Below are 13,869 nucleotides of genomic sequence, written 5' to 3'. Positions count from 1 at the left end.
CCGGCCCGCGCGTCCCGGCGTGTTACAGGTTGCGCTCCGACCATTCCTTGAGGTCGCGGCGCTCGACGGCCGCGGCCATCAGATCGGGGAACGCGTCCGGCGTGCAGGCGAACGCGGGCACCCCGAGGGCGGCCAGCGCGGCGGCGTTCTCGTGGTCGTAGGAGGGCGCGCCCTCGTCCGACAGCGCGAGCAGCACCACGACCTGGACGCCCGCCGCGGTCAGCGCCCCGACCCGCTGGAGCATCTCGGCGCGGACGCCGCCCTCGTACAGGTCGCTGATCAGCACCATGATGGTGTCGTCGGGCCGCGCGACCAGGCCCTGGCAGTAGGCGATGGCCCGGTTGATGTCGGTGCCGCCGCCGAGCTGGGTGCCGAACAGCACCTCGACCGGGTCGTGGAGCTGGTCGGTCAGGTCGACCACGGCGGTGTCGAACACCACCAGCGAGGTCCGCAGCGACCGCATCGAGGCCAGCACCGCCCCGAACACGCTCGCGTACACCACCGATGCGGCCATCGAGCCGCTCTGGTCGATGCACAGCACCACGTCGCGCTTGACCGCCTGCTGCCGCCGCCCGTACCCGATCAGCCGTTCGGGCACCAGCGTGCCGTGCTCGGGCAGGTAGTGCCGCAGGTTGGCGCGGATGGTGCGCTGCCAGTCGACGTCGGCCAGGCGGCGGGGCCGCAGCACCCGGGCCGAACGGTCCAGCGCCCCGCCGATCGCCGAGCGGGTGCGCTGCGCGAGCCGCCGCTCCAGCTCTCCCACGACCTTGCGGACGACGGCGCGGGCCGACTCGCGGGCCCGGTCGGGCATCACCTTGTTGAGCGACAGCAGCGTGCCGACCAAGTGCACGTCGGGCTCGACCGCGTCGAGCATCTCCGGCTCCATCAGCAGCCGGGTCAGGTCGAGCCGCTCGATGGCGTCCTTCTGCATCACCTGGACGACGGTCGAGGGGAAGTAGGCGCGGATGTCGCCCAGCCACCGCGCCACCGACGGCGCCGAGTCGCCCAGGCCCGCGCTGCGGCGCCCGGAACCCTTCCGCCCACCGGATCCGTAGAGCCGTTCGAGCGCCGCGTCCATCCGCGCCTCGTCACCGGTGAGCGTGCAACCGGTGCCGTCGGCGGACTCGCCGCCCAGCAGCAGCCGCCACCGCCTGAGCCGCTCGGCCCTGCCCGCCTCCGTGCCCGTCGTCGTGCCCGCCTCTGTGTCCGTTGTCGTGCCCGCCTCCGTGCTCGTCCGCGCGCCCGATTCCCTGCGCGTGCCTTCGGTGCTCATGGGCGGGCCTCCCAGCCGAGGATCGTGAGTGCCGTCGCGGCGGCCCGGCCCGCGCGTTCGGCGTCGAGGTCCTCGCCGTCGTCGCGCGGCGCCGCGGGCCCGCGCGCGGGCGCCGAGCCGAGGTGCCGCACCCGCTCGCCGATCGCGCGCCGCTCGGCGGCCTCGTACTGGCCGAACGTGCGGCGCAGCAGCGGCAGCACGTCGGTGAACGACTCGCCGGGCAGTCCGACGATCCACGCGTCGACCAGGCGGAGCAGGTCCTCGTCGTGCATCAGCAGCAGCCCGCCACCGGACAGGAAGCCCTCGACCCACGCCGCGGCCCGGTCGGGGGACGCGCCGACCGACACGGCGCGGGCCATCCGGTCGGAGACGTCGTCGAGGCGCCCGGCGTCGAGGAGCAGCCGGGTGAGGCGGCCCTCCAGCAGGCCGTGCAGGCCGGACGGGCGGGCGACCAGGCTCTCCAGGGCGCGCTGCCAGCGCAGCGTGTGGCCCTCGTGGGCGAGCAGCGCCAGCGCGCCGTGCACCGCGTCGACGTGCGCGAGCATCGCGCGGGCGGCGTCGTCGTCGAGACCCGACAGCGCCGGTGGCAGCCCGACGCAGATCCGCGCCACCAGGCCGTCGACGACGGCGCGCAGCGGGCCGGTCGCGGTGCCGCGCACGTCGCCGTACCGCAGCGCGCGGACCAGCGCGGGCAGCGCGGCCATCAGCCGGGCGACGTCGGTGTCGACCGCGGCCCGGTCGGCGAGGGCCCGCATCACCGTCGGGAGCGCCTCGCCGAGGTCGGCGAGCAGGCACCGCTCGGCGACCGAGGTGAGGTCGGCGAGCGCCTCGGCGCCCAGCGCCATCGCCTCGGCGCGGGCGGTGGCGGCGCCGTGCACGGTGGTGCCCCAGGCGCTGGCCTCGATCAGCTCGACGTCGAACTCGGGCCGCCACGTCAGCGTCCACGTCTCGCGGAAGGTGCCCTTGGAACGGCCGCCCTCCTGCGGGACGCCCCAGTCGACGTCGAGCAGCCGCAGCCGGTGCAGCAGGCGGCTGCGGTCGAGGTCGGTGGGCTTGCGCAGGTCGAGGTCGCGCTCCTGGTCGAGCGCGGACGGCTTGAGCCGCAGCCGCCGCTGCTCGGCCTGGAGGTCGCGCTGGAGCGGCACCATCGGGGTCCGCTCGGGGACGGAGCCGAGCCGCTCGCCGACGACCATCCGGCGCTGGATCAGCTCGACCGGCAGGTCGGCGCCCTCGCACAGCACGGCGCGGGTCGCCTCGGTGACCTCGTCGAGCCCGGCCAGCGGACGGCCGCGCAGCGCGGCGAGCGCGTCCGCGAGCCGCACCGCCTCGATCACATGGGCCGAGGAGACGTGCAGGTCCTCCTCGCGCAGGACGCGGGCGGCGCGGGTCAGCCACCGCTCGACCGGACGGTCGGGCGCGGTGAACAGGTGGTGGTACCAGCCGGGGGACCGCACGCCCGCGCCGTAGCCCGAGCGCCCGGCCAGCCGCCCGTGCGTCCACGGCACCCAGGTCATCGAGATCTTCGCCTTGGGCAGCCCGCGCAGCGTCCGGTCGTCCTGGGCGGCCGGCACCTTGGCCAGGATCGCCGGGACGTGCCAGGCGCCGCAGACGACCGCGACCCGCTCGTGCCCCTCCCGCAGGACGCGGCGCAGGGTGCGGCGCATGTGCGCCTCGCGCTGCTCCTCACGGCGCAGGTAGCCGGGCGGCAGGCCGAGCGCGGCCTCGTCCGGCAGCTCGGCGAGCCGGGCCCGCAGCTCGGCCATCGCCTCGGCGATCGCCGGGAACGCCGACGGGCCCTCGCCGCGGTGCTCGACGACGTCGTCCCACCACCGCTCGGCGTCGTCGTATCCGGCGGCCTTCGCCAGCCATCCGAGCGGGTCGAGCCGGATCTCCTGCTCGGCGGGCTCGTCCGGCGCGGCCTCCGCACCGGTGCCGGGCGTCTCGCCCGGCGCGCCGTCGGCGGGCGTCTCGTCCCCGGCGGGCGCCTCGTCCCCGGCAGGCGGCACGTCCTCGGCGGGCGTCTCGTCCTCGGCGGGGGCGAGCTGGTGCGCGGCGGGCAGGTCGCAGAAGCGGACGGGCACGTCGGCCGCGAGGGCGTAGCGGATCGCCTGCCACTCGGGGCTGAACTCGGCGAACGGCCAGAACGCGGCCCGCCGCCCGCCGTCGCCCCGGGGCCCCGCCGTCCCGCCCGCGGACGGCGCCGCGCCGGGACCCTGCGGGCGGCCGGGCGCGTAGGCGAGCAGCGCGACCGGCGGGACCATGCCCGGGTCGCCCGCCAGCTCGACGATCGGGTCGGCCTCCGGCGGGCCCTCGATCAGCACCGCGCCGGGCTTGAACTCCTCCAGCGCGCGCCGCAGCGCGCGCGCCGAGCCCGGCCCGTGATGGCGGATCCCGTAGACCTCGACCACGGGGCCCGCCGGGGAGCGGTCCGTCCGGTTCACGGGCCGCCTCCGAGGCCGGGCGCGCGCCCGGGACGGGACGGGGCGGGCGGCATCAGGAGACCTCCCGGCAGGCGCGGTAGAAGTCGCGCCACTCGGCGCGGTCGTGCACGACGGTCTCCAGGTACTCCTGCCAGATCACCCGGTCGGACACCGGGTCCTGGACGACGGCGCCGACGATGCCGCCCGCCACGTCGGCGGCGCGCAGCACGCCGTCGCCGAAGTGCGCGGCCAGCGCGAGCCCGCTGGTGATCACCGAGATGGCCTCGGCGGTGCTGAGCGTCCCGCTGGGCGACTTGAGCTTGGTGCGGCCGTCGCCGGTGAGGCCGGACCGCAGCTCGCGGAACACCGTGACGACGCGGCGGATCTCCTCCAGCCCGGCGGGCGTCTCGGGGAGCTCCAGCGACCCGCCGATCTGGTCGACGCGGCGGGCGACGATGCCGACCTCGTCCTCGATGCTCTCGGGCAGCGGCAGCACCACGGTGTTGAACCGGCGGCGCAGCGCGCTCGACAGGTCGTTGACGCCCCGGTCGCGGTCGTTGGCCGTCGCGATGACGGTGAACCCCTTGGTGGCCTGGACCTCGGTGTTCAGCTCGGGCACCGGGAGCGTCTTCTCCGACAGGATCGTGATCAGGGCGTCCTGGACGTCGCTCGGCATCCGGGTGAGCTCCTCGATCCGCGCGACCGACCCCAGCCGCATCGCGCGCATCAGCGGGCTCTCGACCAGCGCCCGCTCAGACGGGCCCTCGGCCAGCAGCCGCGCGTAGTTCCACCCGTACCGGACCGATTCCTCGGCGGTGCCCGCGGTGCCCTGCACCAGCAGGGTGGAGTCGCCGCTGACGGCGGCGGCCAGATGCTCCGACACCCACGTCTTGGCGGTGCCGGGCACGCCGAGCAGCAGCAGCGCCCGGTCGGTGGCGAGCGTCGCGACCGCGACCTCCATCAGCCGCCGCGGCCCCACGTACTTGGGGGTGATCTCCGAGCCGTCCGGCAGCTCGCCGCCCAGCAGGTAGGTGGTGACGGCCCACGGCGACAGCCGCCAGCCCGGCGGGCGGGCGCGGTCGTCGTGCTCGGCGAGCCGGGTCAGCTCATCGGCGTACTGCTGTTCGGCGTGCGGACGCAGGACGGCGCCCGCGGTGGGGGCGCCTGCGCTCGGAGCGGCTGTGCTCGGGGCGCCTGTGCTCGGGTCGGCTGTGGTCACGGGGCGAGCTCCTTCAACATGTCATGGCGGTAACGCAGGGTCTCGGCGAGTTCGGCGATGTGGGTCGCGGCGATCGAGCCGGGCGCGATCGAGGCCGCCAGCGCGGCGAGACGGGACGTGGCGGCGGGGCCGGGCTCGGTGTCCAGGCGCTCCTCGGCGTAGCCGCACAGCCGGCCGAGGGACGTGTGCGGGACCTCCGAGCCGGGCGCGGCGGCCATCGCAATGGCCGCGATGACCGCGTCGGCGAGCGCGCCGCTCCACGGGCGGGGCAGCCGGTCGAGGACGCGCAGCACGCTCGGGCCGACCTTGGCCGCGCGCACCAGCCCGGCGGCGGCGCGGTCGCGCTCGGCGGGGGACAGCACCGGCAGCAGCTCGGCGAGCGCCTCGGGCTCGCCGACCGGCAGGTCGCCCTCCAGCAGCGCCCGCGCCCAGGCGGTGTCGCGCTGGCGCAGCGCCGCGCGGGCCCACCCGATGCGCAGATCGCGGGCGGTGCGCTCGCCGCCGCCCCCGGCCGGCAGCCGGACGATCTCGTCCGGCGGCAGCCCGAACAGCTCGGTCCACGTCGCCAGCGGCGTGCGGGCGAGGATCTCGCGCAGCCACGCCGCGCGGGTGCCGACCGGGTCGCGTCCGGTCGCCTGGCCGGAGGCGAACGACCCGCTCGGATGGAACGGGACGCCGTCGCGGGCGAGACCCTCCTCGTGTGCGCGCGGCGGCTCGACCATGATCAGGGTCGGCGCGCCCTCGGCCCCGGCGGGGGACCCGGGCCGCAGGCAGGCGCGCGCCCGCACGGCCATCCGCTGCCCGTACGCCGATCCGGGCAGCCGAGCGAGCAGGTCGGCGGCGATCTGCCGGACGTCCTGGCCGCGGTCCTCGAGCGCGCCCTCCAGGAACTCCTCGTCGGCGGGCGACAGGCCATGCTCGAACGTGGCGAGGAACGCGGCCCGGTCGGGCGCCGGTTCCCGGCCCCACGTGCCGCGCAGCGCCTCCCGCGCCGCCTCAGGGTCGTCGCCCCGCAGCCGGGTCAGGTACGCGATGCGCTGGTGGCGGGTGCCGGTCTCCCACACTTCGGAGCCGCCGCCCGGGTCGTCGCCGGACCCGACCAGGTAGGCCCAGTCGGTGTTCTGCAACGCCAGCCACACGCCGCGCCGTCCGGCCGCCCGCGCGATCGACGGCCGCAGCGCCCGGTCGCCGCGCCCCTTCTCCAGCAGCTCGGGAAGCAGCCGCGGCGGCACCCGCAGGCCGTTCGCGGCGGCGGTGTCGAGCCACTCGGGCAGCAGCCGGGCCTGCTCACCGGCCAGGATGTGGCTCAGCCTGGCCGCCGCGTCGGCCGGTACGGCCGGGACGTCCTCGGCCGGCGCGTGCGCGACCGGCTCGGCGCCGCCGGCGTCCGGCGCGGACGGCCGCAGCCCGGCGCGGCGCCGCAGCGCGAGCACCGCCGCCTGGTCGAGCAGCCGCCCCGCCGGGTCGCCCACCTCGTCCGGCGCCTCGGGCAGCGCGGGCGCCGGGCGCCGTTCGGTGCCGACCAGCGCCGCGCTGACGTGCTCTTCCCACGCGCTCACAGGATCACGACCTCCTCGTTCCGGTACCAGGCCGTCAGGACCCGCAGTCCCTGGTGCGTCCACTCCCCGGCGAGCGTGACCGGCGCACCGCCCGACACCGCCAGCAGCCGCCACGGATCGGTCGTCCGCAGGGGCAGCGCGTCCCCGTCGGGGTCGATGACCGACAGGGCACCGGCGCCATCGCGCGCGATCCGCACGTCCGCCAGGGTCGCGGGCCAACGCTCCAGCCACGGGTCGAGAGCGAGCGCCGAAGCGCGCTCCTCGAGGAAGCCGTGCACGGTTGTCCCGTCCGGGACGCCCGGCGTCGGCGCCGTGTGCCGTTCGGCGACCAGCGCCCGCAGCGGCTGCGCGCCCGGGTAGAACGCCAGCTCGGCGTCGATCTCGGTGCCGGCCGCCAGCGACGCGTCCAGCGCACGTCCGGGCGCCGCGAACGACAGCACCAGCGCCGGACGGCCCGTCCGCCGCCCGCGCAGCCAGACGCGCCGCGTGGTGAGCTGGTCCTGCGCGGAGTCGTGGGACCCCGTGACGCACCAGTGGTCGCGGACCCGCTCGCCCCCGGCCTGCACGTCCTCCTGCGGCACGGTGAACCCCACCCGCGCCCGGACGGTCTCGCCCAGCGCCGCCGGCAGCTCGCCGCGCCGCTGATGCGCCCGAACGAGCAGCCGCAGAAGCGCGTACTCCTCCAGCAGCCGGTCGGGCCACGCGGGCCGCCTCGGGATCGCGGCCAGCCCCCTGACCTGCCCGGCCAGCCCGCCCGCCTGCGCGTCGACGAGCCGCCGCGCCGCGTCGTCCCACACCTTGTAGGGGGACTTCTCCGCATGCGCGAGGCCGTGCGCCACCTGGTCGCGCAGCCACTGGTCGAGGTCGCCGAGCCCGTCGTCGACCCGCTGCTCGCGCCGCTCGGCGGTCTTCGGGTCCTTCGCCTTGGCGCCAGCGGCGGCCCGGCGCTCCTGCGCCTTGCCGGCGCGCTCCCGGCGCTGCTCCATCCACTCGTCCGCCCACGCGGGCCGCGCGCCCCCGGCGAACGCCCCGCCGCTCCACATCAGCAGCAGCCCCAGCGCGTGCTTGCACGGGAACTTGCGGCTCGGGCACGAGCAGCGGAACGCCGGCTCGGTCAGATCGACGCACGCCCGGTAGGCGCTCCTGCCGCTGCCCTGGCACTCACCCCAAACGGTCTCGTCATCACAGCCCAACTCGTTCCATTTGGCGGGCTTGGAGACCCCGCCCGCGGCCTTGGCCGACGCCGCGTCGGGCGCCAGGCCGAGCACGTGCTCCCGACCCCATCGATCGCTCACACAGCCGAAACTATCGGTGGGGTCCGACACTCACCCCGCTCCGCCCGGCGCCCCGCACCTCAGCGCGGAGGAAGGTCCAGTGCCCCTCCCTTGATCCGCCCCACCAGCCCGCCGAACCCGCCCCGCCCCACCACGAGCCGCCCACCCGCCGGGCTCTTGGAGTCCCTGATCCCAATGCCTTGCGCTAGATCAGCCAACTCGACGCACATCTCGTCGGTCGCACTCCCGCTGTAGGAACTCTTACGCCAGGAGATCGTCATGAGTAACCCTCCATGAGCTTCTCGATCAGGATCCGCGTCGCGTCCTCTGGCAACGCTTTTGCCCCGATCAGTTCGAAATCTACGGTGAGATCTCGGATTTCGGCAGGTTCCTGAACCAAGCGGCCTCCGTGGAACGCGCCGATGTAGGCGACATCCCTCTTCTCCAGGCTCATGATCTGGAACGGCCCGTTCAGTCCGACGTGAGCCCCGGTCGCCCGGGTGATCGCCCGGAGAATCACGTTCGGCAGTTCCCCCAGCGACAGCAGCTGTTGGAGTTGCGCCCTCGCCACCTGCGGTCCACCGATCGGCCGGTCCAGCGCATCCTGGTCGAGTAGTGTCACGAACAGCGGCGGGTCGTCCCGGCCGAGGAGCTCTTCCTGTCGCGCCATACGGCTCTGAAGCGCCCGGTCCAGATCCTTGACGCGGGCCATGGCGAGGACGGCGCGTGCGTATGCCTCCGTCTGGAACGGCACGGGGATGACCTGTCCCTGATAGGCACGGATGACCCTGGCCCGCGCCTCGAACTCCGCGCTCTGCCGGAACCAGTCGGGGTCATGGGCTGTTCGGGCGAACCAGAGCAGCCGTTGGAAGTGGCCGCCCGTTCCCCACTCTTTGTCCAGTGCCTTGGCTTGATCCATGTCGATCCGCGCGCGTCCGGCTTCGAGATTCGCAACATGTGAGCGGACGCAGCCGATGATCTTTCCCACCTGGGTGCCGGTGAGGCGGCGCTTCTGTCGGTGGAAGCGCAGGTCATAGGCGAGCCAGGCATAGAGGGACGACATGGGGTCGATCTCGTCGGCGGCGCTCATCGGTCACTCCCCGTTGTTTGGGATGTTTACGAATACGCCGAACTCTAGCCACGCAGAGTGATTCTTGGGGCACGGATGGTGAAGTTCCTCAGGAAGGGCCGACACGATGACGACAACGCCTGACTGCCTGCTGATATCCCTGCCGGCGTCGAGGGCGGCGGCGGGTCTCGCGCGCACTCTGGTGAGAGCACATCTCGGCACGTGGGACTGCACGCACATCTCGGACGACGCGTCCCTGATCACTTCGGAATTGATCACGAACGCGTCGGCCGTGGCGGCCGGTGGAGAGATCCGCTTCCAGCTCAGCCGGGATGTGGCCGGCGTTCTCGTCGCCGTCTGGGATCCCAGCGCCTGCGTGCCGCAGCCCCGGCCGCTCGTCGACCTCACCCTCGAAACCCTGGACCTGGCCGAGGCGGGCTGGGACGACAACGGCGGCCGGGGCTTGCCGATCGTCGCCGCCATCGCCGTCGAATGGGGCCACTGCCTGGACCCCCAGGCGGCAAATGGGTCTGGGCTCGACTCAAACCCTGACCCTCGCGCGGGCCTGGGGCCTGTCTCAAAGTGCCTCAGCCGTCGCGCGAGCGCGCTACCTGACCGGTGAGGCGAAGCCGGAGGCGAGCCTCACCGGGCAGATCGCGGAGCGATGTCGCGCTCGCCCGAGCGCGGTCGGCGTCCGAGCCGCCAGGCGAGGACACCGGGCCGGGCTCGAGACTAGCCGGGCAGGTCTGGCAGGGAGACCGCGCTGGAGTCGGGGACGAGCAGAGCGCCGCCCGCGACCAGGGCGACCAGCGCGACCGCGGCGAACAGCATCACCCAGGCCAGGCCGGGGACGCCGGTCAGGTGCGCGAGCTGGTCGGCGTCCGAGCTCGGGGCCATCCGGCGGGCGCGCATCCGCTGGAGCTCCACGACCGGACGGGCGGCGGCGAGCAGCAGGAACCAGGCGGCCAGGTAGGCGAACCCGGCCTGGATCTTGGGGCCGCCGAGCCACGACACCCCGAAGATGATCGCCCCGGTGGCGACGATCGACAGCACCCCGTACGCGTTGCGGATCATGACCAGCATCGCGGCCAGCAGCGCCAGCGAGAACCACAGCATCAGGGTGATGCGCCCGCCCGCCAGCAGGACGGCGAACAGCAGCCCGAGCAGCGGGGGAGCGATGTACCCGGCGAGCGCGGTGAACACCATCCCCGGGCCGTGCGGCTTGCCGCGCGACACGGTGACGCCCGAGGTGTCGGAGTGCAGTTTGATCCCGTCGAGCTTGCGGCCGGTGACCAGCGCGAGCAGCGCGTGCCCGCCCTCGTGCGCGATCGTCACCACGTTGCGCGCCACCCGCCAGGTGGGGCCGTGCAGGACGGCGGCGAGCGCCACCAGTCCGACGATGGCGACCAGCCACCACGGGGGGTCCGGCTGGGTCCCGGTGACCCGGTCCCACAGATCGGTGATGCTTACGTCTTCCACGTCCACCTCGGAGTCGTCATTCGGGATGCCCAACACTAGGACGTCCGGGATAACGTTCGCGTTCGGTTCACCTCGGACATCACCGCTCGCGCCGCCCCGGGACCGAAGCCGCGGAAGGTGCCTGAGACGCATGGACGGGCCGGGAAGTTCGCGGATTCGGCCGGGAATTCGGCCGGGCCCGCACCATCGCCGTTCACCCGGTGAGATCCGGGATATCCCGTTATCTTGTGGGATTCATAAGCGCTAATGTGCCCTTCGCGTTGAAGTGCACGACCCCCGCGAGGACGCGGGGAGCCCCCGGCGATACGGGGGATCGTCGACCGGGCGAGGCGCCACCGCGAGTTCAGGAGCGGGTGGCCACCGGCGCGGACGAGAGGGTGACGGGGATTGAGCGGGGACCGATCCCCCGGGCGGACGGGGCGTCCGCGCGGGTTCTTCAGACGTGACCGGCTGACCGGTCAGATCGCCATCGGGCTGGTGGGCGTGCTGTGCGTGAGCGCCCTGGTGTACGGGGTGGGCACGGCCAGCGCCCGGTACCGGATCTCCGATGTCGGGTCGTGGCTGAGCGCGTCGGCCAAGGGCCTGGTCGTGCACGCGAACGGGCTGGCGGGCAAGGTCGACGGCAAGGCCGCGGTGATCCCGCGGATGCGCGGGCACAAGATCAAGATCGTCCAGGACGGCACCACCGTGCTGCTCGTGGACGAGACCACCGGCGTGGTCAGCCGCATCGACCCGTCCCAGCTCAAGGTCGCGCAGAGCAAGGCGGTCGGCGGCGCCGGGCTCCAGGTGCTCGCCGGGGCGGGCGTCGCCTACACTGTCGACGCGGTCAAGGGCACCGTCCAGCAGATCGACCCGCTCAACCTGAACCCGGTCGGGCAGGGCACCACGCTGAGCCCGCCGCTGTCGCAGGCCGGCATCGACGCCGGCGGCACGCTGTGGGTGCCGGCGCCGCAGACCGGGCAGCTCGTCCCGTTCCAGAACGGGCGGCAGGGGCGGCCGGTGGCGGCCGGGCGCGGCGGCGACCGGCTGGGCCTCACGATCGCCGCGGGCACGCCGGTGGTGACCAACAGCACCGCCGCGACCGCGCTGATCGTCCGGCCGGAGGGCACCCAGAAGATCAACCTGCCGCCCGCGGTGACCGGCGCGGCGGGCGGCGTGAAGGTCCCGGCCGTCGCCGACGGCGGCACCGTCCCGATGCTCGGCGCGGGCGGCTCGCTCTATCTGCTCGACACGGGGGTCGGCCAGGTCCGGTCGGTGTCGCTGCGGATGCCGAAGCACCGGTACGAGCCGCCGAACGTCCTCGGGCCGCGCGTCTACCTCGCCGACCGCACCGCGGGCCACCTGCTGGTGTTCAACATCGTGTCCGGCGGCTGGGAGACCCCGATCCAGGCCACCCGGCCCGGCGGGACCATCGAGGTCGTCGTCCGCGACCACATGCTGTGGGTGAACGACCCCAACGGCGCGCTGGCGTTCGCCCTCGACGCGGGCGGCGCCCGCAAGAGGATCCAGAAGTACGACGACAAGATCCCCGGCGGGCGGCGCAGGCCCATCCCGACGCAGGCCCGTCCGGGCGACGGCCGGGGCGGCCAGAACAACACCGGCGGCCAGGGCCACGGCGGCGGCACTCCCGGCGGGCCCCGTCCCCCGGCGCCGCCGCCGCCGAAGAAGGACCCCACCGCGCCCGACCCGCCGACGCCGAGCGCGATCGGCGAGAACGGCCGCGTGCAGGTGTCGTTCACCCCCGTGTCCCAGCCGCAGGGCGTCTACCCGGTCACGGCGTACGTCCTGCTGGACGCCTCGGACCGTCCGGTCGCGGGCGCGCAGCCCGCGCGGATCGCACCGAACGCGCCTCAGCGCACCTTCACCGTGGGCGGCCTGGCGTGCGACCGGACCTCCCACGCCTACAAGGTCGCCGCCGAGTACCGGGGCAAGGACGGGAAGGCCCGGCTCAGCCCGTCCGGCGAGGTCGCCGCGACCGCCTGCCAGGCGCCCACCGCCACCCCCGCGCTGACGGTGACGCCCAAGAACCACGGTGCCGACCTGTCCTGGACGAAGGTCACCGGCTACGCCGTCAAGTACGTCGTGACCCGGGACGGGGCCGCGAGCCCCGAGCAGACCCGGACCACGGCGGACGTGGGCGGGCTCACCAACGGCACCGGCAAGACGTACACCTTCACCGTGACCGCGCGGAACGGCGCCGGGGAGACCACCTCCGCGGGCAAGGCCGCCGACCTGGACCCCGCGAACCACGCCCGCACCTACAACGGGCACAACAACGGGTCCACCCAGACGATCCTGCACACCGGGGCCGGGAAGAGCGCGCCGAAGGCCGGCGAGTTCCCTCGGGGCTTCACGGGCTCGGTGAAGGTGATCTGCCAGGTCACCGACGACCAGGTCGTCGACGAGAACAACACGAGCCTGAAGAGCAAGGTCTGGAGCAAGATCGACTACAGCGGGATCAAGTGGGTGAGCGACCTCTACGTCACCACGCCCAACTCCAACGCCGGCAAGCCCTCCGCGCCCACCGTGTGGGGGTGCACCTGATGAGCGAGCACGGGGGCGGCGGGGGCCGGGCCGACGCGGACGCGGCGGCGGGGCGGTTCGCGCAGATGTTCGCGGGGCTCGCCGGGAGCATCGAGCGGGTGGTGCGCGGGAAGCGCGAGAAGGTCGAGCTGGCGCTGGTGTGCCTGCTATCGGAGGGGCACCTCCTGGTCGAGGACGTGCCGGGGGTGGGCAAGACGACCCTGGCGCGGGCCATCTCGGCGTCGGTGGACGCCAAGTGGACCCGGATCCAGTTCACCCCCGACCTGCTGCCGAGCGACATCACCGGAGTGTCGATCTTCAACCAGGGCGCCGCCGCGTTCGAGTTCCACGCCGGGCCGATCTTCGCGAACCTGGTGGTGGCGGACGAGATCAACCGGGGGTCGCCGAAGACGCAGTCGGCGCTGCTGGAGGTCATGGAGGAGCGGCGGGTCACGGTGGAGGGCGTGCCGCACCCGGTGCCGCGCCCGTTCATGGTGATCGCGACGCAGAATCCGGTCGACATGGACGGCACCTACCCGCTGCCGGAGGCGCAGCTCGACCGGTTCCTGATGCGGATCTCGATGGGGTACCCCGACCACCGGGCCGAGGTGGCGCTGCTGGCCGGGGCGCCGACCGGGGCGGTGCTCGACCGGATGCCGCCGGTCGCGGCGCGCGAGGACGTCGCGCGCATGATCGAGTTCGCCGGGCGGCTGCACGTGGCGGCGCCGCTGCACGACTACCTGGTGCGGGTGGTCGCGGCGACCCGCGGGCATCCCGAGCTGCGGCTCGGCGCGAGCCCGCGGGCCGGCCTGGCGCTGCTGCGCGCCGCGCGGGTGCGGGCGGCGGCGGCCGGGCGGTCCTACATCGTGCCCGAGGACGTCAAGGCGCTCGCCGTCCCGGTGATCGCGCACCGCCTGATCGTCACGCCCGAGGCCGAGCTGCGCGACCGGACCGGCGCCGACGTGGTGGCCGAGGTGCTGGCGGGCGTGCCGACCCCGCAGGCCGCCGGGGTCTGAGGTGCGGGCGGACGGGCCCGGCGGGACGCCGGGGTGC

11 protein-coding genes are annotated in these 13,869 nt (G+C 74.5%); 3 read left to right on the top strand and 8 right to left on the bottom strand.

Annotated features, from left to right (window positions below; genetic code table 11):
• Positions 1–22: 22 nt before the first annotated feature.
• From OHA34_RS10075 to OHA34_RS10045, 7 genes are all read right to left on the bottom strand, one after another.
• The gene (locus tag OHA34_RS10075; protein WP_329521443.1) at positions 23–1,273 is read right to left on the bottom strand and encodes a VWA domain-containing protein; all 1,251 of its coding nucleotides are present in this window, start codon (positions 1,271–1,273) and stop codon (positions 23–25) included.
• Positions 1,270–3,714 (bottom strand): DUF5682 family protein, encoded by a 2,445-nt coding sequence (locus OHA34_RS10070; RefSeq protein WP_329521442.1) that lies wholly within the window; start codon positions 3,712–3,714, stop codon positions 1,270–1,272. The genes OHA34_RS10075 and OHA34_RS10070 overlap by 4 nt, the downstream gene beginning before the upstream one ends.
• Before the next feature lie 52 nt (positions 3,715–3,766).
• Entirely contained in the window at positions 3,767–4,834 is a 1,068-nt protein-coding gene (locus tag OHA34_RS10065) for an ATP-binding protein (protein WP_285941391.1), read from the bottom strand.
• Positions 4,835–4,908: 74 nt separating this feature from the next.
• Positions 4,909–6,471: a DUF5691 domain-containing protein gene (locus OHA34_RS10060; protein ID WP_329521441.1), complete on the bottom strand. Its 1,563-nt coding sequence runs from the start codon at positions 6,469–6,471 to the stop codon at positions 4,909–4,911.
• A complete protein-coding gene (locus OHA34_RS10055; RefSeq protein ID WP_329521440.1) occupies positions 6,468–7,766 on the bottom strand; it encodes an SWIM zinc finger family protein in 1,299 nt (432 codons plus the stop codon). Before OHA34_RS10055 ends, OHA34_RS10060 begins: the two co-directional genes overlap by 4 nt.
• Positions 7,767–7,825: 59 nt before the next feature.
• Entirely contained in the window at positions 7,826–8,026 is a 201-nt protein-coding gene (locus OHA34_RS10050) for a DUF397 domain-containing protein (RefSeq protein WP_285940832.1), read from the bottom strand.
• Positions 8,023–8,835: a helix-turn-helix domain-containing protein gene (locus tag OHA34_RS10045; RefSeq protein ID WP_285940831.1), complete on the bottom strand. Its 813-nt coding sequence runs from the start codon at positions 8,833–8,835 to the stop codon at positions 8,023–8,025. Before OHA34_RS10045 ends, OHA34_RS10050 begins: the two co-directional genes overlap by 4 nt.
• Before the next feature lie 106 nt (positions 8,836–8,941).
• On the opposite strand from OHA34_RS10045, the gene OHA34_RS10040 reads away from it, so the two are divergent.
• Entirely contained in the window at positions 8,942–9,436 is a 495-nt protein-coding gene (locus OHA34_RS10040) for an ATP-binding protein (protein WP_329521439.1), read from the top strand.
• Between the two features lie 110 nt (positions 9,437–9,546).
• On the opposite strand, the gene OHA34_RS10035 is transcribed toward OHA34_RS10040, so the two are convergent.
• Positions 9,547–10,293 (bottom strand): M50 family metallopeptidase, encoded by a 747-nt coding sequence (locus OHA34_RS10035; RefSeq protein WP_443029631.1) that lies wholly within the window; start codon positions 10,291–10,293, stop codon positions 9,547–9,549.
• 387 nt (positions 10,294–10,680) lie between these two features.
• Between OHA34_RS10035 and OHA34_RS10030 the strand changes: the two genes are divergently transcribed.
• Both OHA34_RS10030 and OHA34_RS10025 read left to right on the top strand, forming a co-directional pair.
• Positions 10,681–12,837 carry a fibronectin type III domain-containing protein gene (locus OHA34_RS10030; protein WP_329521437.1) on the top strand — a complete coding sequence of 719 codons (2,157 nt, stop codon included), beginning with the start codon at positions 10,681–10,683 and terminating at the stop codon, positions 12,835–12,837.
• Entirely contained in the window at positions 12,837–13,832 is a 996-nt protein-coding gene (locus OHA34_RS10025; RefSeq protein WP_285940827.1) for an AAA family ATPase, read from the top strand. The genes OHA34_RS10030 and OHA34_RS10025 overlap by 1 nt, the downstream gene beginning before the upstream one ends.
• Positions 13,833–13,869 lie beyond the last annotated feature (37 nt).

It is taken from the genome of Spirillospora sp. NBC_01491 (genome assembly GCF_036227065.1).
Lineage (GTDB): Bacteria > Actinomycetota > Actinomycetes > Streptosporangiales > Streptosporangiaceae > Spirillospora > Spirillospora xylanilytica.
Note: the sequence above shows the minus strand (reverse complement) of the source record. Positions and strands in the feature narration are given on the sequence as shown.